This window comes from Allosphingosinicella sp. (genome assembly GCF_059502505.1).
On the sequence record NZ_JCACEU010000014.1, the window covers coordinates 739,250 to 758,666 of the forward strand.

Genomic DNA, 19,417 nt, shown 5'->3' on the forward strand with positions numbered 1-19,417 from the left:
CTTCCCGGATTTCCGGGAGGGGGCAGGGGGTGGGCCCACGGCATGCGAGCCCGCCATGGCGGCCGGAGCTCGCGCTGGTGCGCTCGCGCCCACCCCCGACCCCTCCCTGAAATCAGGGAGGGGAGAATGAAGCTCGCCATTGTCGATGTCGGCTGCGGCAATATCGGCTCGGTGGCGATCGCCTTCGAGCGGCTGGGGCTGGACATGGTCACGACGGCAGACCCGGAGGCGATCGCCTCCGCCGACCGGGTCGTCCTGCCCGGCGTCGGCGCCGCCGGCTATGCGATGCGCCGCATCGAGGCGCTCGGCCTGCGCGAGCCCCTGAAGGCGCTGAAGCAGCCCGTGCTCGGCATCTGCCTGGGCATGCAGCTCCTGTTCGAGCGCTCGGACGAGGAAGACGTGGAGTGTCTCGGCATCATCGCCGGGCAGGTCCGCCGGCTTGAGCCGACGCGTGAACGCCCGGTGCCGCACATGGGCTGGAGCAAGCTGACGCTCGACGGCGAGGTGCCGGGCCTCGCGGCCGGCGATTACGTTTATTTCGCCCACTCCTACGCCTGCGATCCCGGTCCGCACGTCCTCGCTTCCGCCGACTATGGCCGCGAGATTCCGGCAGTGGTCGGCAAGGCCAACTTCCTCGGCGCCCAATTCCATCCGGAACGGTCGGGAAAGGCCGGGGCTCGTTTTCTCGAAAGGTTCGTTGCAGGATCATGATCATCTATCCCGCCATGGACCTGATGGGCGGCCAGTGCGTGCGCCTCGCGCAGGGCCGCTTCGACGACGTCACCTCCTACATGCTCGATCCCGCCGAGGCGGTGCTCGGCTTCGAACAGGCCGGCGCCGAATGGGCGCATGTCGTCGACCTCGACGGCGCGCGGGAGGGCGCACCGCGCCAGCACGGCATGATCGTCGACATCGCCTTGTCCGTCTCGGTGAAGCTGCAGGTTGCCGGCGGCTTCCGTGAGCCCGAGCATTTCACCCGCGTCTTCGATGCCGGCGTCGACCGCGTCGTGGTCGGCAGCCTCGCCGTGAAGGACCCTGCCAAGGCAGGCGAACTCTTCGACCGCTTCGGCGGCGAGCGGATCGCGCTCGCGCTCGACGTGAAGATGGAGGAGGGCGAGCCGATCGTCGCCACCGGAGGCTGGACCGAACGGTCCGGCAAGAGCCTCTGGGAGATCGCCGAACTCTATCCCAACGCCAAGCATCTGCTGGTCACCGACATCGGCCGCGACGGCATGCTCAAGGGTCCCAATTGCGAGCTTATCGCGGAGGTCGCGCGCCGCCTTCCGCATCTCTGCGTCCAGGCCTCGGGCGGGGTCTCCTCGCTCGATGACCTCAGGGACCTGAAGGCTGCGGGCGCGGCCGGGGCGATCGTCGGCAAGGCGCTCTGGGAGCAGAGGATCGACCTAAAGCAAGCGATCGATGCCGGCGCGTAGGATCATTCCCTGCCTGGACGTGAAGGACGGCCGCGTCGTGAAAGGCGTGCAGTTTCGCGACCATCGCGACATCGGCGACATCGTCGAGCACGCCCTGCGCTACCGTGACGAGGGCGCCGACGAGCTCGTCTTCTACGACATCACCGCCAGCGCGGAAGGGCGCAGCCTGGACACGTCATGGGTCCGCCGCGTCGCCGCCGTCATCGATATCCCCTTCGCCGTCGCCGGTGGCATCCGCACCCGCGAACAGGCCACCGCCTGCCTCGCCAACGGTGCCGACAAGGTCTCGATCAACTCGCCCGCCCTCGAGCGGCCGGAGCTGATCGAGGAGCTGGCGAAGGACTTCGGCAGCCAGTGCGTGGTCCTCGGCGTCGACAGCTTCGAGGCGGAGGGCGACTATTACGTCCACCAATATACCGGCAGCCCCGAGAAGAGCCGCGACACCGGCCTCCGCACCCTCGACTGGGTGCGCGAGGCGACCGAGCGCGGGGCAGGGGAGGTCGTTCTCAACTGCATGAAGAAGGACGGCGTCCGCACCGGCTACGACGTCGCCCATACCGCCGCCGTCGCCGAAGCCGCGCCGGTCCCCGTCATCGCTTCGGGCGGTGCCGGCGCTCCGGAGCATTTCCGCACCGTCTTCGAGGAAGCGGACGCGAGCGGCGCTCTCGCCGCGACGGTCTTCCACGACCGCATCGTCGCCATTCCCGATCTCAAGGAGTATCTCGCCCAATGCGGGATCGAAATGCGCCGCTGAGCGCCGAGGAGGTGGGCGGCCTCGCCTGGGACAAGATGGACGGGCTCCTCCCCGCCATCGTCCAGGATGCGCGCACGCTCCAGGTGCTGATGCTCGGCTATATGAGCCGCGAGGCTCTCGCGCAGACGCTGGAGACCGGCTTCGTCACCTTCCACAGCCGCTCGAAAGACCGCCTCTGGACGAAGGGGGAAACGAGCGGAAACCGCCTCTCGATTGAAGCCGTGCGTCCCGACTGCGACGGCGACGCCCTCCTGATCGAAGCGAAACCCGCCGGGCCGACCTGCCACCTCGGCACCACGAGCTGCTTCTCCGCAGCCGGGCCCAGCGGCGTGGGCTGGCTAGGCAAGCTCGCGGAGATCGTGGAGCAACGCGCTGGCGCCGACGCATCGGAAAGTTACACCGCCCAGCTTCTAGAGCAGGGGCCGATTCGCATCGCCCAGAAGATCGGCGAAGAGGGAGTGGAAGTCGCGCTAGCCGGCGCCACCGGCGACGCGGCGCAATGCGTTTCGGAGACCGCTGACCTGCTCTATCACCTCACCGTCCTGATGCAGGCCCGCGGCTTCACCTGGGAAGACATCGCCTCCGAACTGGCACGGCGCCACGAGCTCCCCCCTCCCTGATTACAGGGAGGGGCAGGGGGTGGGCCCTTCCTTGACAGAGCTCGCGGCTTCGCCGCCTCGTGCCCACCCCTCGATCCCCTCCCGGGAATCCGGGAGGGGAGGTCAGGCTGCAGCGCTTCTCAGGATCGCCACCGCTTCGTCGAACAGTTCCTGCGTCGCCGCCGCCACGACCTGGCCGGCCCTGAAATCGTTCTCGCCCCGCCAGTTGCCGATCACGCCCCCGGCGCCGCGAACGACGGGGATCAGGGCGTTATAATCGTGCGGCTTCAGCCCCGATTCCGCCACCAGATCCATCGTTCCCGCCGCGACCCGGGCATAGCCGTAGGCGTCGTGGCCGAACACGGTCAGCCGCGCCGCCGCCCGCAACCGCTCGAACGCATCCTTCTCCGCACCTGCGAAGAGATAGGGGTTGGTCGTCGTGATCCGCGCCTCGTCGAGCCGCGTGCAGCCGCTCGTAGTCAGCGCGGTCTCGCCTTTGTCGCCGATCAGCCGCGTTGCACCGGACACGCCGAGGAACCGCTCCCTCATCCGCGGCGCGTCGATGACGCCGAGCACCGGCTTTCCCTCGTCAAGCAGCGCGATCAAGGTCGTCCAGCTCGGCAGTCCGCACAGGAAGGAGCGCGTCCCGTCGATCGGGTCGAGGCTCCACACGTAGCGCCCGCGCGCGCGCCGCTCCGGATATTCCTCGCCGCTGATACCGTGATTGGGGTGGCGATATTCGATCAGCGCGCGCATCGCCCGCTCCGCGCCGCGGTCCGATTCGGTCACCGGGTCGAACACGCCGCCGCCATTCTTGTCCTCCGCGGTGAGCTTCACGGAGGCGGACATGGTCACGCCGCGCGCGGCATCGGCCAGCGCGAACGCGAAATCGACGAAGGAAGTGGCTGTCATTGCGGGCGCTTTGTCAGGCTGGCCGGCACATGGGAATCCCCTTTTGGAATGCCCAACGCATCAACGTCTTTTTCAGTTCTGTACCGTATCGGGACAGGCGAAAAAGCGCCGTCCTCAGCGGGAAGCAAAGCAGGTAGAGGACGTTACGCCCAGCCCAGTATAGCGGGATTGTCGGCATTTCATGCGAGCGTCGGTGGAAAAACTGAAAGCAGGAGGCAGGTTGCAACTGCACGGCCTCGGCGCGCTCGGCCTTTTTACGATGATCGCCACTGCATCGTGCGTGCCCGAAGGCGCGACTCGCGCAGGACCCGCTTTCGCGTCGGATGCCGCACTCGCGCTCGCCAAGGCGCCGCCGCCACCGCCCGAGCCGCTGCTGCTGAAGCCGGTGGCGCCGGTCGAGGCGATCGCGATCAACGCCTCCATCCCGCTGTCGACCCTGCCCAATCCGCGCGCTGCATCGATCGTCTTCCGCGGCCGCACCCCCGCCGACCAGCTCCGCTCGCTCGATTGCCTCGCCCAGGCCATCTATTACGAAGCGCGCTCCGAGACCGAGGAGGGCCAGCGCGCGGTCGCCCAGGTCGTGCTCAACCGCCTGCGCCATCCGACCTATCCCTCGACCGTCTGCGGCGTCATCTATCAGGGCTCGGAGCGCAACACCGGCTGCCAGTTCACCTTCACCTGCGACGGCTCGCTCGCATTGCCCGCGGGTGGCCCGAGCTGGGCCCGCGCGCGCCGCATCGCCGCCGAGGCCTTGGCCGGCAGGGTCTACGGTCCGGTCGGCCACGCCACCCACTACCATACCGTCGCGGTGCTGCCTTACTGGGCGTCGAGCCTGGTCAAGTCAGCCGTGATCGGGTCCCACATCTTCTACCGCTGGGGCGGCGCCTGGGGACAGCCGGTGGCCTTCCGCCAGGCCTATGCGGGTGTCGAACCCGGCGTCGGCGCGCTCGCCCGGCAAAACGCGCAGGATTCCGCGACCAAGCTGCCGTTGACGCTCGCCGACATCATCCGCCCGGCGCCGGAGGCCGCGGCGGACGATCCCCTCGCGACCCTGGTCACCGCCCCGCCCGACAACCTGCCCAAGGTGAAGCTGACCGAACTCGGCCTGCCGCAGTCGACCGTGCGCGAGCGCTACCGCAATTCCGGCGCGATCAAGCTCCGTTCACCAGCACCGGTCCCCGCCGAGCAGCCCGCCGAATAGCTGCTTTCCAACGGCGGATCTCACCGCCTCCGCCCAATTTCAACGCTGCCTCAAACGGTCCTCCCAATGGCAGCGCCCTACAGCGCCTCCCACAACATACGGGAGGGAACACATGCTCACACTCTATATCGCGCTGGGGCTGTTCGCCGCCTTTGCGCTGCTCGATCTCGTCGCCGGCGCGCGTATCTTCCCGAGGATCCGTAACTGGCGCCTCAAGGGGATCGTCTCCACCGCTTTCTATTTCGCCATCTCCATCAACGCGCCGTTGCTGTGGGACGGGCTGCTCGGCCAGTATCGTCTTGTCGATGCGACCGTCCTGCCGCTGGCGGTGCAGGTGATCGGGGCCTTCCTCGTCATCGAGCTCGGCATCTATGTCTGGCACCGCACCATGCACGGCACGGACCTGCTGTGGCGCTGGTTCCACCAGATGCATCACAGCGCCGAGCGGGTCGACATCTGGGGCGCCTTCTACTTCAGCCCGCTCGACATGATCGGCTGGGCCTTCCTCGGCAGCCTCTGCCTGGTGCTCGGCTTCGGCATCAGCGGCGAGGCGGCGGTGATCGTCAGCCTCGGCGTCACCTTCCTGTCGATGTTCCAGCACGCCAATATCAGGACGCCGCACTGGCTCGGCTATCTGATCGTCCGTCCGGAGAGCCACACGCTCCATCATCGCCGCGGCGAGCATCGCTACAATTACAGCGACCTGCCGCTTATCGACATGATCTTCGGCACCTTCCGCAACCCCCGCGAATGCGACTTCGAGGCCGGCTTCTACGACGGCGCCTCCAAGAAGCTCGGCGCCATGCTGACCGGAAAGGCGATCGCATGAACCGCATTCTCGCAGCCCTCTGCATCCTCGCGGGCGTGATCATGACGCTCGCGAGCCCCGCCATCGCCGCGCCGATCGATCAGGCCGGCTGGACCGCCCGCAAGCAGCAGGTGAAGCTCGCCAGCGGCATCACCCTTTCCTACGTCGAGATGGGCGATCCGAAGGGCAAGCCGGTCCTGCTGCTTCACGGCTGGACCGACAGCAGCCGCGCATGGACCATCCTTGCGCCGCATCTGTTGAAGCATCGCCTGCTCATCCCCGACCAGCGCGGCCACGGCGGATCGGACAAGCCGGCCTGCTGCTACTCCACCTCCGCCTTCGCTCATGACGCGATGCTGCTCCTCGACGCCAAGGGCATAAGCACGGCGGACGTGATCGGCCATTCGCTCGGCAGCATGGTCGGGCAGTGGATCGCGGCCGAGCATCCGGAGCGGGTCGGCAAGCTCGTCCTGATCGGCTCGACCGCTCTGCCGCCGATGAGGCGTGACGATCCTTTCTACCGTGAGGTGATCGCCTTCAAGGCGCCGCCTGCGCTCGGCTCGGAGTTCATGCGCGGCTGGAGCCCCTCGGGAAGCCCGACACCTGTCGATCGCGCCTTCCTCGCCTTCGCCGACCGAGAGACAGCAGCCGTGCCGCTGCAGGTCTGGCGGGGCGTGATGCGGGAGCTGGTGGAGGTGCCGATCGGCCGCTTCGCGCCCGACATCAAGGCACCGGTCCTGATCCTGTCCGGCGGCAAGGACCCCTTCTTCACCGCCGAGCATCACGCCGCATTGGTGAAGGCCTATCCGGTGGCCGAGGCGCACGTCTTCCCGGATCTCGGCCATAACCTCAACATGGAGCGGCCGGAGGAAGTGGGGCCGGTGCTGGCGAGGTTCCTCGACCGCTAAGCCTCGCTCATGTTCGCGTTGGATGGAGCCGGGCATTGACCTCAAGCTCCGTTCAGCCCGACAGCGCGCGCATGACGACGGCGGACTTCATCGTGATCGGCGGCGGCATTGCGGGTCTCTCCGCGGCGGCCGCCCTCGCATCCCATGGCCGCGCCGTCGTGCTCGAGGCGGAGGAGGCGGTCGGCTATCACAGCTCCGGCCGCAGCGCGACCTTCGCCCATTACGGCATCGGCGACCGTGCGGTGCGCGGCCTCACCTCGTTCAGCCGCAGCTTCTTCCTCGATCCGCCGGACGGCTTGGCCGAGGTGCCGATCGCCCGCGCCGCCGGCGCCCTGTTCATCGCCCGCGAGGAGATGCTGCCGGCGCTCGACGCGCTCGAGACGGAGATGCGGCGCTTCACCGACACGACGAGCAGGGTGGGCGAGGCGGAGATGCGGTCGATCTGCCCGATCCTTAAGACGGGTGCGGGCGCGGTGGTGGCCGGAGTGCTCGACAGCGGCGGTCTCAAGCTCGATGCCGACGCGCTCCTGCAAGGCTATGCGCGCCAGCTCCGCGCCCGAGGCGGCGAAGTCAGGACGGGCGCGCGCGTGTCGGGGCTACGCCGAGCCGGGACTGATTGGGAGGTCGAGGCCGGCGGCGAGCGTTTCAGCGCGACGGTCGTCGTGAACGCCGCCGGCGCCTGGGCCGACCGCATCGCTGAGATGGCCCGCGTGCGCCCGCTTGGCCTGGCCCCCAGGCGCCGGACGATCATCGTCATCGATCCGCCTGCCGAGCCGGACGTGAGTGCCTGGCCCTTCATCAAGACGGCCACGGACGAATTCTACATGCTGCCCGAAGCAGGTCGCTTGATGGCGTCTCCCGTGGACGAGGTCCCCGACTATCCCTGCGACGCGCAGCCCGAGGAATACGACCTCGCCCTCGCCGCCTGGCGGCTGGAGGAATATACCAGTCTCAGCGTCAGCCGCATCGCCCACCGCTGGGCGGGCCTGCGCACCTTCACCGCCGATCGCGTCCCCACCGCCGGCTTCGCACCGGACGCACCGGGCTTCTTCTGGCTGGCCGGCCAGGGCGGCTACGGCCTCCAGACCGCCCCCGCCATGGCCGCCATCGCCGAAAACCTCGTGACCGGCCGCGACTGGCCGTCCGATCTGACGGAACTCGGCGTCGCGCCCGAGCAGATCCTGCCGGAGCGCCTGCTCGCCTAGTTGTAGTCGATCGTCACCCGATCCGCGGCCGCCTTCGCCAGCTCGCGTGCGGCGTCAGTGGTCTCGCCTGTAGCCAGCGCGACGGCCATGCGGCGATAGGGGCGGGTGACCGGCTTGCCGAAGATGCGCACGTCCACTTCCGCCTCGTCGCTTCCGAGCGCCAGCGCATCGGCGAGGCCTTGGATGCGGAATGCGTCGGCGTCGCGGTCGGCGAGGATCACGGCCGAGGCGGACGGCGCGCGCAGCTGGATCGACGGGATCGGCAGGCCGAGAATGGCGCGGGCGTGGAGGTCGAACTCGGACAGGTTCTGCGAGATGAGCGTCACCATGCCGGTATCGTGCGGCCGCGGCGACAGCTCGGAGAAGATCACCTCCTCGCCGCGCACGAAATACTCGACGCCGAACAGGCCGTAGCCGCCGAGATCGTCGACCACCTTTCGCGCCATCTCCTGCGCGTCGGCCAGCGCCTGTTCCGACATGGCGGCAGGCTGCCAGCTCTCGCGATAGTCGCCGCGCTCCTGCCGATGGCCGATCGGCGGGCAGAAGAGCACGCCATCCCGCGTCCGCACCGTCAGCAGGGTGATCTCATAGTCGAAGTCGACGAACTCCTCGACGATCACCCGCGCCCGGTCGCCGCGCATGTTGGCGACGGCATAGTCCCAGGCGGCGCGAAGCTCGTCCGGCGTGCGGACGGTGGTCTGGCCCTTGCCGGAGGAGGACATGACCGGCTTGATGACGCAGGGGAGGCCAGTATGCCTGGCCGCAGCCTCGGTCTCCTCCCAGCTCTCGGCGAAGCGGTAGCGCGAGGTGCGCAGGCCGAGCTTGTCGGCAGCGAGATCCCGAATGGCATCCCGATTCATCGTCATCACCGTCGCCCGCGCGGACGGCACGATTGTGAAGCCCCTTTGCTCGTAATCCTGGAGCACCTCGGTACGGATCGCCTCGACCTCCGGCACGATCATGTCCGGCCGGTGGCGGTCAATCGCGGCGCCCAGCGCCTCGGCATCGAGCATCGAGAAGACCTCGGACGCGTCCGACACCTGCATGGCGGGTGCGCCGGCATAGCTGTCGCAGGCGATGACGAAGCAGCCGAGCCGCTTGGCGGAGATGGCGAATTCCTTGCCCAGTTCTCCCGAGCCGAGCAGCATGATCCTGGCGGTGAACGTCATGGCGCCCGCCTTAGCAGGCCAGCGTCCGCCTCCCAAAGACCAGTCCGGCGAGCACATAAGCGGGGACGACGACCGGCGCGAGCAGCAGGCCGATCAGCACGGCGTTGACGCGCACCAGCAGCGGGTTGACGTCCGCCCTCTCGGCAAGGCGCGCGCAGACCCCCATCAGCACAGCCTCTTCACGGTCGAGCTTGTGCTCGCGGTTCATCTTACACTCCCCAATCGGCTCCCATGCCGACAGTGCGGCTTTGCGCCCCCGGCTCCGTCTTTTCGAGAGGAAGTGTCGGCAAATCACCGCCACCGTAACGATCCTTTATGTTTGAAGCTGGCAAGAAGTTGACGAGATGTGCGGAAATGTGCGGAAAGCAGTCCTGACCAAGGGGTGGATTCGTGCACGACGAGATTGATGAGGGCCAAAGCGACGCGGTCGCCATGAAGGTGCGGGAGGAGCTCGCACGGCGCCGGCTCTCGCGCCAGTGGCTGGCGGACGAGGCGCGGATCAGCATCTCGACGCTTGAAAAAGCGCTGGCCGGCCGCCGCCGCTTCACCCTCGGTACCGTCGTCCGGCTCGAAGAGGCGCTCGACATGAAGCTGCGCGGCAACGCCGCCAATGACGCCGACCCGCACCATCAGAGCGGCCTCGCTCCCGACGAGCTTGGCGCCTACGCCCGCCCGGCGGTGCAATGGCTGGAGGGCCAGTATCTGACGCTGCGCCCTTCGATCGAGGAGGTCGGCGCCGTCTACGCCTATTTGACCTTCATCAGCTGGGACGAGGAACGCGAGCTCTTGACCTTCGCCGAGGCGTCGCGCCTCGACAGCGACTTCACGCAGAAGGGGCTGGTCTCCTTCCCCTATATTTCAGGGCACATCTATCTCGTCACCAACACGTCGGGTCAGCATCGGATGATCCTGCTCGGGCGGCCGAACATCCAGGGCTCGATGAGCGGCATTCTGACGACGCTCGCCGTCGGGGCCGGGTCGCAGCTCATCCCTGCCTCCTCGCCGATCACTCTTATCCCGGTGAAGCCCGGTGCGGAGCCGGTGCTCGGCCTTATTCGCACGGGCATGCAATGTTTCGACGAATACAGGCGCTGCGTCGACCAGGTCGCCGCCGGCCGTTACGCCTTGTTCCCGTCGCTGGGCTAGGCGAGGTCGTTATAGCGGGCGTAGCGTTGATCCGCCGCGGGATCGGCTGCCTTCTTACCGAAATATCGCCCGTAGACGTCGCTCTTGCGCCAGATGTCGGCCGCATAGGGCGCGAATTTCGGCCAGCGCTTGCCGAGGAGGAAGCCCTCCCGAAACGCGGCCTCGGTTCGGCTCATCAGCTGCCTGCGGTTGAGTTCGTCTGATCGAGAGGCTTCGAGGAGAGCTTCGGCAAGGCCCTCCTTCTCCACACCGGCCTCGCGCAGGGCCTCCTCGATGCGCTGGAGAGGCGAGGGAAGCGACAATTGGACTCTCCGGACCGGCTTACGCGACGACTTCGAGCCGCACCGTGGCGGCTGCAGCCTAAGGCAAGGTGAAGAGCGGCCTGCGAATAACCGTTGCCAAGCTTGGGTGCCGGCTCAGGTGGACGGGCCCCGCGGTCGCTTGCTAACGCCCGTGCGTCGGCACGCAGGAGCGCTCCCATGATCAGGCAATATGGAGTTCTGGCCTATGACGTCGGCCATGACGGCGAGCCGCGCTTCCTGCTCATCACCTCGCGCTCGACCCGCCGCTGGATCATTCCGCGCGGCAATCCGATCCCCGGGCTTTCGCCGGCCCAGTCCGCCGCTCAGGAGGCCTATGAGGAAGCGGGGCTGACGGGCCTAGTCTCGTCCGAGGAGGTCGGCGCCTATCGCTACGAGAAGGGCCGGCGGAACGGCAGCAGCGTCACCGCGAACGTCCATGTCTTCCCGCTCCGCACCACCGTCCAGAGCGGCGAGTGGCCGGAGCGGCACCAGCGCGAATGGCGCTGGTTCACCCGTGCGGAGGCGGTCGAAGCGGTCGACGAAGCGGGCCTCAAGGAGCTGATCCGCGGCTTTACCCCGCCGCCGACGGCGGCTACCGCCGTGCCGCTCGCGGCGCTCTCCGCTCCGCCGCCGCCGCCCTCGAGGTTTTCCGTGCTGAACCTGTTCAAACGCATCATGCCGCGCGAGGACGGCTTCTTCGAGATGTTCGCCCGGCACGCCGCGACCCTGGTCAGCGGCGCCGACACGATGGGGGCGATGTTCGCTGGCCAGATCCCGATCGCCCAGGCCTGCGACGCGATCACCGATTTCGAGCATCAGGCTGACGCGATCACCCGTGACGTGCTCGTTGCCGTGCGCCGAAGCTTCATCACGCCGTTCGATCGCAGCGCGATCACCGCCCTGATCTCAGCGATGGACGATGCGATCGACGAGATGCGCGGCACCGCCAAGTCGATCACGCTCTACGAAGTCACCGCATTCGAGCCGCAGATGTGCGAGATGGCGGCCCTCGCCGGCCAGGCGGCGCGGCTGGTGGCAGAGGCCGTGCCGCTGCTCCGCTCGGTCGGGAAGAATGCCGGCATGCTGGACAGGATCACTGAGAATGTCGTGCATCTCGAAGGCGCGGCCGACGATCTCCACGCGGACGGGCTCAAGGCCATCTTCAAGGCACATGGCGAGGCGAAGCCGATGGCCTATTTCATCGGCCGCGAGGTCTACAGTCACCTGGAGCGGGTGCTCGACCGGTTCGAGGACGTCGCCAACGAAATCCACGGCATCGTGATCGACCACGCCTGACGCCGGCATGGACGCGACCCTCGCCTTCCCGCTGCTCGCCGCCCTGATCGGCGTCGCCTTGCTGTTCGATTTCCTCAACGGCCTTCACGACGCCGCCAATTCGATCGCCACCGTCGTCTCGACGCGCGTGCTGCGGCCGCAGGTGGCGGTCGCCTGGGCGGCCTTCTTCAACTTCATCGCCTTCCTGTTCTTCGGCCTCCATGTCGCCGAGACGGTGGGGAAGGGGATCGTCGATCCGGGCATCATCGATCCCGCCGTCATCTTCGGTGCCTTGATGGGCGCGATCACCTGGAACGTCGTCACCTGGATGCTCGGCATTCCGTCGAGCAGCAGCCACGCGCTGATCGGCGGCCTGCTCGGCGCCGGCACGGCCAAGGCAGGGTTATCGGCGGTCGTCTGGTCCGGCGTCACCAAGACCACCGTCGCCATCTTCCTGTCGCCGACCATCGGCATGCTCGTCGCCCTGCTCCTCGTCGCGCTCACGTCCTGGATCTTCAAGCGAGTCAACGCCCCGTTCGCGGACCGAATTTTCCGCCGGCTGCAGCTCGTCTCCGCCGCGCTCTACTCGCTCGGCCATGGCGGCAACGATGCGCAGAAGACGATGGGCATCATCGCCGTCCTGCTCTTCAGCCAAGGCCTTCTCGGCTCCGAATTCTACGTGCCCTTCTGGGTCGTGCTGTCGGCGCAGGCGGCGATGGGCCTCGGCACCCTGCTCGGCGGCTGGCGGATCGTCCACACGATGGGCTCCAAGATCACGCGCCTGACGCCGCACCAGGGCTTCTGCGCCGAGACCGGCGGCGCGATCATGCTGTTCTCGGCGACCTCGCTCGGCATCCCGGTCTCGACCACCCATACGATCACCGGCTGCATCGTCGGCGTCGGCGCCGCCCGCCGCGCCTCGGCCGTGCGCTGGGGCGTCGCCGGCAATATCGTCATCGCCTGGATCGTCACCTTGCCCGCGGCGGCCTTGGTGGGCGCAGGCTTCTACCTTGTCGCGGCGGCAGCAGGCACGCTCCTGTAAAGTTGATTTGAACTGAAGGTATACGAAAAGGCCTGCCGCCATCGCTGGCGGCAGGCCCGGAGCCCCGGGATGAGAGGGCTCGGTTCGCGTCCTGTTCGGGTGCCTAGCTCTTGCTGCGCATCCGCGACGCGCTCTCGCGCATGCGGGCGGCGCCCTCGACCATCTTCTTGGCGCCGTTCTGCAGCTTCGGGATGGCGTCGATCAGCTCCTGATGAGTGAGCGTGCGGCCGTCCTCGCGGGCCTTGGCGATCTGCTTCTCGCGATAGGCGGGATCGCGCAGCTTGACCGCCTCTTGCTCCATCTGGCGAGCGCCGCGGACCATACCCTCGGCACCTTTCTCCATGCCATCTGCGCCGTGTGACATGTCGATCTTGATCCGCCTGTGCGCCCGGTGCACCTCGCGCTGTGCGCGCTGCATGTCCCGCTGCGCTTCGCGCTGCGCCTCCACCGCTTCGCGCTGCGCTTCCACCGCCTCGCGCTGCGCGTCGCGACGAGCCTCCTCGATGTCACGCTGCGCGTCCCTCAGATCCTCCTCGAGCTCCCTTTGGTCCTCCGCGGTCCAGCCGGGATGCGGGTGCATGGCGACGGCGGCGCCGATCGTCGCCGCGAGGCCCGCCGGGAGCTCGAAAGCCGGCATGGCAACAGTCTGGGCCGGCATGTTCATCTTCACGCGCGGCACCTTGACGAGCTGGGCGGGGACAAGGATCCGCTCGCCGTTGAAGCTCATCCGGATCGCCGGCACTTTGACCTCCATAGCGGGGAGATCGACGTCCACCGCGGGCACGGTGATCACCTGCGGCGCGGCGGGTGCCGCGGGTGCCGCGGGTGCCGGGGCGGCCGCAGGAGCGGCGGGCGCTGCAGGAGCCGGAGGGGCAAGCGACGCGGGGGCGGGGAGCGGGGCGGCGGGGGCTTGAGCCGCCGCCGGAGCCAGGGCCGCCATCGGCAAGTCCACCGCCTTGGCCAGCGCCGGCACCAGCTCGATCGCGGCGAGCGGCGCCGCGAAGGCGGTGCAGCCGAGCATCGCCGCCAGCGTCAGCAGCGAGCCCGATTTGCGGCTGCGGGTGCGGCCGTCCAGGATCGCCGAGATCCGGCGGCCGAGCCCGCCCTTGACCGGCGCCATGCTGTTCGCCGGCAGCGGCACCGCATGCTGGGCGCAGCTGACCAGGGTCTGGGCGTAATGGGCCGGCTCGACCCGGCCGAGCGCATGGGTGTCCGCCGCTTCCTCGGCCTGCTGCACGATCTCGCGCTCAAGCAGCCAGACCAGCGGGTTGAACCAGAACAGGGCGACGGACGTGCGCGTCATCATCAGCGACAGCCAGTCGCGGCGCTCGATATGCGCCATCTCATGGGCGATGATCGCCTCGGCATCCTCGGGCCGCTCGAGCGTGTCGCGGTCGAGCAGGATGACGGGGTTCAGCAGGCCCCAACTCAGCGGCGACGGGCTCTCGTCGGACACGAGCAGCCGGATGCGCTCGCCGAGCCGTCCGGCGGGGCGGGAACGTTCGAGCGCCTCGACCCAGGTCGCTTCGTCCACCGCCTTGGCCGCGCGCGTCCACCGGCGCAGCGTCCACAGGCCCCCGGCGATGCGCATCGCGACCATCAGCAGGCCGCCCAGATAGGCGATGCCGATCAGCGCGCTCGGATCGTCCCAGATCGTCTGCGGCACCGGCTGCAGCGGCGCGATCTCGACCGGAGCCGCGCTCGCCGCGGCGAGCAGGGTCTCGAAGGGCAGGGGCTGCGCCTCCTCGGCCGCCATCTCGACCTGCAGGGCGGGCAGGAACATCGCGATCATCGGCAGCAGCAGCAGCAGGCCCACCGAGAGCCGCAGCACCGCCGCCCGGTCGGACGCCGAGCGCGAGCGCAGCAAGGTCGTCAGCATCAGGGCGGCGCCGATGATCAGCGCCGATTTCCACGACATCTCGAACAGGAAGGAGAAGCTCATGACTTACGCTCCTTTGCTTCGTCGATCGCCCGCTGGAGCGCGTCGAGCTCCTTGGGATCAAGCTGTTTGGTGAGGCCGAGCAGCGCCGTCGCGGCACTGGCGGCCGATCCGTCGAAAAAGGTCCGCACCAGGTTCTTCAGCGCCGACTCGCGCACCTTCGATGCCTGCGGCACGCTCTTATAGACATAAGCCTGGTCGACGCTGCGATGCTTGACGAGGCCCTTGGCCTCCAGCCGCCCCAGCATCGTCCTGACTGCGCTGTGGCTGGGCGGGTCCGCCATCGCCTTACGCACGTCGGCGGCCGTGGCCTCGCTCATGCTGCACAGGATCTCGAAGATTTCGCGTTCGCGTCTCGGAAGGGAATCGATCATGCCGCTCCACCTGCTACACCCGTAGCATGCCACATTTGTAGCAGCGCGCAAGAAAAAAGTTTCGGAGACGACATTTCCTGCACACTCGGGCTGGCGCACATTGCGGAACCGAAACGGCCCCGGCGAATTGTGCGCCCGAACTACAGGAGGATTAACATGCGTAAGATTATCGTCGCCACCCTGGCCGCTGCCGCCTTCTCGCTCGCTGCTTGCGGCGGCGACGGCGACGACGCGCTGGGCGATCGCGCCGCGGACCAGGCCGAGAACAAGGCCGACGCGCTCGAGGAGATGGCGGACAACACCAGCGGCGCCCAGGCGGACGCGCTGGAGGATCAGGCCGACGCGGTCGAGGATGCCGGCGAGGCGAAGGAGGAGGCGATCGACGATTCCGACGTCGACACCGACGAGCTCAGCGCCGAGCAGCAGAACGCGATGGTCAACGGCCAGTAAGTTCCGCGCGGGCGCGGCCGGAACGCCGCGCCCGCTTCATTCCGCCTTCCTGAACTTGTAGACGAACTGGCTGGTCCAGCCGCGGATCGCCGGGTCGAAGACGGTCAGCGTCAGCGGATCGGCCGGGTTCTTCAGCACCTCGCTCTCACCCGCAAACTCAAACCCCGCCGCTTCGACTTGGCTGCGCACCGCCGCCGGATCGATCCGGTGCAGCGCCTCGGTGTCCCGCATCCCCGATCCGGCCTGGGCCGCGTGATCGATGACGATGAAGGTGCCGCCCGGCTTCAGCATCCCGAACACCGCCTTGTTCAGCACCGACGGGTCGGTCTTGCCCATGAACTCGTCCGGATAATCGTGATAATTCTGCGAGGTCCACACCATGTCGAGCTGCTCGGGCGCTCCGAGCACCGTCGTCGGCTGCACCTGCGTCACGATATTGCCGTAGCTCTTGTCCGCTGACAGCTGTCGCAAGGTCGCGACATTGCCCATCGCCAGCTTCGCATAGCTTTGCGGCCAGACCGCGTAGACCCGCCCCTCCGGACCCACCACCTTGCTGAAGATGCGCGTCCAATAGCCGTCGCCCGGTATCAGATCGAGCACCTTGTCGCCCGGCTTCAATTCGGCGAACCGGATCAACTCCGCAGGCTTGCGCCGCGCATCGGCGCCGCGATGCGCAGCCCGGCCGGGATCCGCGAGCGCCGCCTGTAGCGCCGCCGCCGAGAATGCCCGCTTCGGCTCCTCCGCTTCCGAACGGCAGCCGGCCAGCACGACCAGCGTCGCGATCACGATCATCCCAGTGTTGAATTTCCGCACCCTCATCTCCCCCGCTGGCAGGCCTCAAGCTGTTTGGTTGAAGGCCGGATTTCTGTCGCCGGGAGGCCCTCGAGGTCGAGTCAGGAAATCATAAAGTTTCGATAAAGCAGCCGCGCCGCGGCGTCCGCATTGCTTCGGCCACGACTTTGCTTCACCTTTCGGGGTGGGGATGGTCCGGGGGAGGCTGGCTCATGGCCGAAGCAGACACCAGAAGGGCCGACGCATCGCCTCACGCGATCGGCGACTGGACCTTCCACCCCGCCGACAACGAACTGCGCGGCCCGCTGGGGAAGCGCCGTCTCGAGCACCGCGCCGCCCGCACCCTGGAGCTGCTCTGCGCCCGCCGCGGCGCCCTCGTCTCGCGCGACGAGATCGTGCGCGAAGTCTGGGAAGGCCGCCTCGTCAGCCCGAACAGCGTCTCGATCGTGATCAGTGACCTGCGCGAGGCGCTCGGCGACGATGCCCGCAGCCCGCGCCATATCGAAACCGTGGCGAAGCGCGGCTACCGCCTCACCGGCGGTGCCGCCGCGCCAGCTCCGGAGAAGCCGCGCCTCCGCCCGCTCATCCTTGGCCTGCTGCTTCTGGTTGTCGTCGTGGCCGGGCTGCTCTTCGCCTTGTCGGGCGGTCGGTCGACCCAGCACACGATCCTGGTGGTGGCAGCGGTCGAGAATGCGACCGGCAGCCCCGCCTGGCAGCCGCTCGCCGACGCTTCGAGCGAAGTGCTCCTGAACCGTGCCCGCGCGATCGACGGTCCGGTGGTGATGCGCGAGCCGGCGGCCGGCGAGCGCGTCCGCCCCCGCGGCGACGACGCGCCTGTCGTCCGCCTCTCCGCCCGTCTGATCCTGTGGAGCGGCAAGCCCACCGTCATGTTCACCGCCACCGACGCCGACAGTCGGGCCGTCATCTGGAACGGCATGACCGGGGGAGGGGAGGACCTGATCCCCTCGGGCACCGCAGCGGCGATGCAGGACCTCGCGAAGTCGCTCACGCCAGACTGAGGTTCCCCAAAAGATCTCAGCCCGGCTTGCGGAAGCGATAGACCACCCGGTCCGTCTTCCCCCGCACCGACGGATCGAACACCAGCTTCGAATGATCGTCGCCGCTATTGCGGAGCAGGTCGGATTCGCCGTCGAACACGAACCCGGCGCGCTCGAAATCGGCGCGGATCACCGCCGGATCGATCCGGTGGAGCTTGTCGACCACCGCCCTCGTATCCCCGCCCGCTGCCGCGACATGATCTACCACGCCGACGATCCCGCCGGGTTTGGTCGCCGCATGGATCTTCTTCAGCACCGCATCCGGCTCCAGCCGCGGAAACTTGTACTGCTCGCTCTGCCAGTAAAGATCGTGATAGATCATGTGCATCAGCACGAAGTCGAAGCTGTCCGGCGCCAGCTCGATCGAGGTCGCCGGCGACACAAGCAACCGCGCATTCGGCACCCGCGGCCCCAGCGCACTCCACGCTTTCTTGGCGTCGTCATTGTAGAAGTTGGCCGGCTCCCACGCGACCACCGAGCCCTGCGGCCCCACCGCCCGCCCCATGATCTCAGCATAGTAGCCGGTGCCCGTAAACAGATCGAGCGCCCGATCCCCCCGCTCCAGCCCGAGGAACTTCAGCACGTCCTTCGGCCTGCGGCTCTCGTCGAGCTTCACCGCCTCCGCCGGCCGCGCCTTGGCGGCGACGGCGCCGTTCACGTCGGCGGGTGCAGCATGAGCGGCGAAAGCCATTCCTGCGAGCCCGATCAGGGCGAGGTTTCTAGAGATCTTCATCATGATGCTCCCCGGTTGAAGCGCGGATCATCTGGAGCAGGTCTCCTCTCGTCACCCCACGTTGCGACGAAGGTGCTGTTCTCCTCGACGAGGAACAGCAAGGCAGCTGGGCCGACCTAGGTTCGAGCTTGCCACCGGATCTCGTTTCTAAGTGGCATCGAGGCTGAGGGTATACAGCTCAGCGAACGCGAGCGGCGAGCATTCAAACCATCCAGAATGAAGATTGTTTTCTCCATTCTGGAGATATTACATTGACTTACCAGTGCTTCATGTAAGCGGATGCCGAAGTGCCCGTGCTAGAGCGGGGGCCATGAACGTGATCAGCAGGATCAAGAGCCGGCTTACGGGCGCTGCTCCGAACAGCATGGAGCGCATGGCGCTCACTGATGCTGACATTCCCTCGCTTGCCGCTGAAGCGCAGTCCGAGCTCGCTCGTCTCTTCTACGAGCGCCGCGGACAGGGCCGCCGCCTTGTGCACAAATGGACGCACTTCCTCGACGCTTATGACGCGCACTTCGCGAAGTATCGAGGCACCGGCCTCACGATGCTGGAGATCGGCGTCAGCATGGGCGGGTCGCTGGAATTGTGGCGCGACTATTTCGGCCCAGCCGCCAATATTTGCGGCGTCGATCTCAACCCTGACTGCGCCCGGCGCTTCGATCCGCCGAACAAGGTCCGCATTGGTTCTCAGGACGACCCCGATTTTCTGCACTCGGTCATCGCCGAGATCGGCCAGCCCGACATCGTGCTCGACGACGGCTCGCATGTGGGCCGCCATCAGGTCGGCAGCTTCGCAATCCTGTTCCCGCTGCTCAAGGAAGGCGGGCTGTACGTGATCGAGGATCTCCACACCTCCTATTGGACCGGCTCCTGGGAGGGCGGTTACCGGAAGCCGGGAACAGGCATCGAGTTCGTCAAGCAGATCATCGATGATATGCACGCCTGGTATCACGACCGTGCACCCGAGACGGAGGCGATGCAGTGGGTGCCGGCCATGCACGTCTATGACTCGATCGTGTTCATCGAGAAGCGCCGCCGGGTCCAGCCGCGTCACGTGAAGGTACAGTGACCTGCAAGGAAGGGACAGGCGTGGCGGGCGATCCTGATCCCCATCCTGCTCCGGCTTTGGCAGCGGCGAAGCCTCACGATGCCGCCTTCGACCGAAACCTCATCCTTTTTCTGCTGTTCGAATATCTCGTGCTGGTTCCGCTCATAATCTGGGCCGGCGTTCGCTATGGCTGGTTCGATCTGTCCAGCCTCTCCACGCCCGGCGGCTGAGTTTGCGCCGACCGGCCTGAGGCGACGATCGTAGGCCGA

General features: G+C 67.5%; 23 protein-coding genes. 15 read left to right on the forward strand and 8 right to left on the reverse strand.

Annotation, left to right across the window (positions count from 1 at the left end; genetic code table 11):
- Positions 1-126 precede the first annotated feature (126 nt).
- From hisH to hisIE, 4 genes are read left to right on the forward strand one after another with little or no spacing between them, the layout of a single operon-like run.
- Positions 127-711, forward strand: coding sequence for an imidazole glycerol phosphate synthase subunit HisH (gene hisH / locus AC5JBD_RS05985; protein ID WP_495720846.1), 585 nt, complete (start codon positions 127-129; stop codon positions 709-711).
- Positions 708-1,433: a 1-(5-phosphoribosyl)-5-[(5-phosphoribosylamino)methylideneamino]imidazole-4-carboxamide isomerase gene (locus AC5JBD_RS05990; protein ID WP_495720847.1), complete on the forward strand. Its 726-nt coding sequence runs from the start codon at positions 708-710 to the stop codon at positions 1,431-1,433. Before hisH ends, AC5JBD_RS05990 begins: the two co-directional genes overlap by 4 nt.
- Entirely contained in the window at positions 1,420-2,187 is a 768-nt protein-coding gene (gene hisF, locus AC5JBD_RS05995; protein ID WP_495720848.1) for an imidazole glycerol phosphate synthase subunit HisF, read from the forward strand. The genes AC5JBD_RS05990 and hisF overlap by 14 nt, the downstream gene beginning before the upstream one ends.
- Positions 2,163-2,807, forward strand: coding sequence for a bifunctional phosphoribosyl-AMP cyclohydrolase/phosphoribosyl-ATP diphosphatase HisIE (hisIE, locus tag AC5JBD_RS06000; RefSeq protein WP_495720849.1), 645 nt, complete (start codon positions 2,163-2,165; stop codon positions 2,805-2,807). Before hisF ends, hisIE begins: the two co-directional genes overlap by 25 nt.
- Before the next feature lie 102 nt (positions 2,808-2,909).
- On the opposite strand, the gene AC5JBD_RS06005 is transcribed toward hisIE, so the two are convergent.
- Positions 2,910-3,698 (reverse strand): inositol monophosphatase family protein, encoded by a 789-nt coding sequence (locus AC5JBD_RS06005; protein ID WP_495720850.1) that lies wholly within the window; start codon positions 3,696-3,698, stop codon positions 2,910-2,912.
- 220 nt (positions 3,699-3,918) lie between these two features.
- Between AC5JBD_RS06005 and AC5JBD_RS06010 the strand changes: the two genes are divergently transcribed.
- The 4 genes from AC5JBD_RS06010 (at position 3,919) to AC5JBD_RS06025 (ending at position 7,820) form a co-directional block, all read left to right on the forward strand.
- Positions 3,919-4,899 (forward strand): cell wall hydrolase, encoded by a 981-nt coding sequence (locus AC5JBD_RS06010; RefSeq protein WP_495720851.1) that lies wholly within the window; start codon positions 3,919-3,921, stop codon positions 4,897-4,899.
- Between the two features lie 112 nt (positions 4,900-5,011).
- Positions 5,012-5,728, forward strand: a complete 717-nt coding sequence (locus tag AC5JBD_RS06015; RefSeq protein ID WP_495720852.1) for a sterol desaturase family protein — start codon at positions 5,012-5,014, stop codon at positions 5,726-5,728.
- Positions 5,725-6,615 (forward strand): alpha/beta fold hydrolase, encoded by an 891-nt coding sequence (locus AC5JBD_RS06020; protein WP_495720853.1) that lies wholly within the window; start codon positions 5,725-5,727, stop codon positions 6,613-6,615. Before AC5JBD_RS06015 ends, AC5JBD_RS06020 begins: the two co-directional genes overlap by 4 nt.
- 71 nt (positions 6,616-6,686) lie before the next feature.
- Positions 6,687-7,820 carry an NAD(P)/FAD-dependent oxidoreductase gene (locus tag AC5JBD_RS06025; RefSeq protein ID WP_495720854.1) on the forward strand — a complete coding sequence of 378 codons (1,134 nt, stop codon included), beginning with the start codon at positions 6,687-6,689 and terminating at the stop codon, positions 7,818-7,820.
- Here AC5JBD_RS06025 and purT read toward each other — a convergent pair.
- On the reverse strand, positions 7,817-8,989 hold the full coding sequence (gene purT / locus AC5JBD_RS06030; RefSeq protein WP_495720855.1) for a formate-dependent phosphoribosylglycinamide formyltransferase: 1,173 nt from the start codon (positions 8,987-8,989) through the stop codon (positions 7,817-7,819). The two genes, AC5JBD_RS06025 and purT, sit on opposite strands and share 4 nt — an antisense overlap.
- Positions 8,990-8,999: 10 nt before the next feature.
- Positions 9,000-9,197, reverse strand: a complete 198-nt coding sequence (locus AC5JBD_RS06035; protein WP_495720856.1) for a PspC domain-containing protein — start codon at positions 9,195-9,197, stop codon at positions 9,000-9,002.
- Positions 9,198-9,379: 182 nt separating this feature from the next.
- Here AC5JBD_RS06035 and AC5JBD_RS06040 point away from each other — a divergent pair, with 182 nt between their 5' ends.
- Positions 9,380-10,135, forward strand: a complete 756-nt coding sequence (locus tag AC5JBD_RS06040) for a helix-turn-helix domain-containing protein (protein WP_495720857.1) — start codon at positions 9,380-9,382, stop codon at positions 10,133-10,135.
- On the opposite strand, the gene AC5JBD_RS06045 is transcribed toward AC5JBD_RS06040, so the two are convergent.
- Positions 10,132-10,437: a hypothetical protein gene (locus AC5JBD_RS06045; protein ID WP_495720858.1), complete on the reverse strand. Its 306-nt coding sequence runs from the start codon at positions 10,435-10,437 to the stop codon at positions 10,132-10,134. The genes AC5JBD_RS06040 and AC5JBD_RS06045 overlap by 4 nt on opposite strands.
- Before the next feature lie 180 nt (positions 10,438-10,617).
- Between AC5JBD_RS06045 and AC5JBD_RS06050 the strand changes: the two genes are divergently transcribed.
- Both AC5JBD_RS06050 and AC5JBD_RS06055 read left to right on the forward strand, forming a co-directional pair.
- Positions 10,618-11,733 (forward strand): DUF47 family protein, encoded by a 1,116-nt coding sequence (locus AC5JBD_RS06050; protein ID WP_495721194.1) that lies wholly within the window; start codon positions 10,618-10,620, stop codon positions 11,731-11,733.
- Positions 11,734-11,740: 7 nt separating this feature from the next.
- Positions 11,741-12,754 carry an inorganic phosphate transporter gene (locus tag AC5JBD_RS06055; protein WP_495720859.1) on the forward strand — a complete coding sequence of 338 codons (1,014 nt, stop codon included), beginning with the start codon at positions 11,741-11,743 and terminating at the stop codon, positions 12,752-12,754.
- Between the two features lie 103 nt (positions 12,755-12,857).
- Here AC5JBD_RS06055 and AC5JBD_RS06060 read toward each other — a convergent pair whose 3' ends face one another.
- Together AC5JBD_RS06060 and AC5JBD_RS06065 are read right to left on the reverse strand one after the other, a co-directional pair.
- Positions 12,858-14,696: a M56 family metallopeptidase gene (locus AC5JBD_RS06060; RefSeq protein ID WP_495720860.1), complete on the reverse strand. Its 1,839-nt coding sequence runs from the start codon at positions 14,694-14,696 to the stop codon at positions 12,858-12,860.
- Positions 14,693-15,067, reverse strand: a complete 375-nt coding sequence (locus AC5JBD_RS06065) for a BlaI/MecI/CopY family transcriptional regulator (protein ID WP_495720861.1) — start codon at positions 15,065-15,067, stop codon at positions 14,693-14,695. Before AC5JBD_RS06065 ends, AC5JBD_RS06060 begins: the two co-directional genes overlap by 4 nt.
- A gap of 156 nt (positions 15,068-15,223) precedes the next feature.
- Between AC5JBD_RS06065 and AC5JBD_RS06070 the strand changes: the two genes are divergently transcribed.
- A complete protein-coding gene (locus AC5JBD_RS06070) occupies positions 15,224-15,517 on the forward strand; it encodes a hypothetical protein (RefSeq protein ID WP_495720862.1) in 294 nt (97 codons plus the stop codon).
- 36 nt (positions 15,518-15,553) lie between these two features.
- Here the strand turns inward: AC5JBD_RS06070 and AC5JBD_RS06075 are convergent, their stop codons facing one another.
- Positions 15,554-16,336: a class I SAM-dependent methyltransferase gene (locus AC5JBD_RS06075; RefSeq protein WP_495720863.1), complete on the reverse strand. Its 783-nt coding sequence runs from the start codon at positions 16,334-16,336 to the stop codon at positions 15,554-15,556.
- A 185-nt stretch (positions 16,337-16,521) separates the two neighbouring features.
- Between AC5JBD_RS06075 and AC5JBD_RS06080 the strand changes: the two genes are divergently transcribed.
- Positions 16,522-17,328, forward strand: coding sequence for a winged helix-turn-helix domain-containing protein (locus AC5JBD_RS06080; protein WP_495720864.1), 807 nt, complete (start codon positions 16,522-16,524; stop codon positions 17,326-17,328).
- Positions 17,329-17,344: 16 nt separating this feature from the next.
- Here AC5JBD_RS06080 and AC5JBD_RS06085 read toward each other — a convergent pair whose 3' ends face one another.
- Positions 17,345-18,100, reverse strand: coding sequence for a class I SAM-dependent methyltransferase (locus AC5JBD_RS06085; RefSeq protein WP_495720865.1), 756 nt, complete (start codon positions 18,098-18,100; stop codon positions 17,345-17,347).
- A gap of 310 nt (positions 18,101-18,410) precedes the next feature.
- Between AC5JBD_RS06085 and AC5JBD_RS06090 the strand changes: the two genes are divergently transcribed.
- Both AC5JBD_RS06090 and AC5JBD_RS06095 read left to right on the forward strand, forming a co-directional pair.
- A complete protein-coding gene (locus AC5JBD_RS06090) occupies positions 18,411-19,169 on the forward strand; it encodes a class I SAM-dependent methyltransferase (RefSeq protein ID WP_495720866.1) in 759 nt (252 codons plus the stop codon).
- A gap of 20 nt (positions 19,170-19,189) precedes the next feature.
- Complete coding sequence (locus AC5JBD_RS06095; protein WP_495720867.1) at positions 19,190-19,378, forward strand: hypothetical protein; 189 nt, start codon at positions 19,190-19,192, stop codon at positions 19,376-19,378.
- Positions 19,379-19,417: the final 39 nt, after the last annotated feature.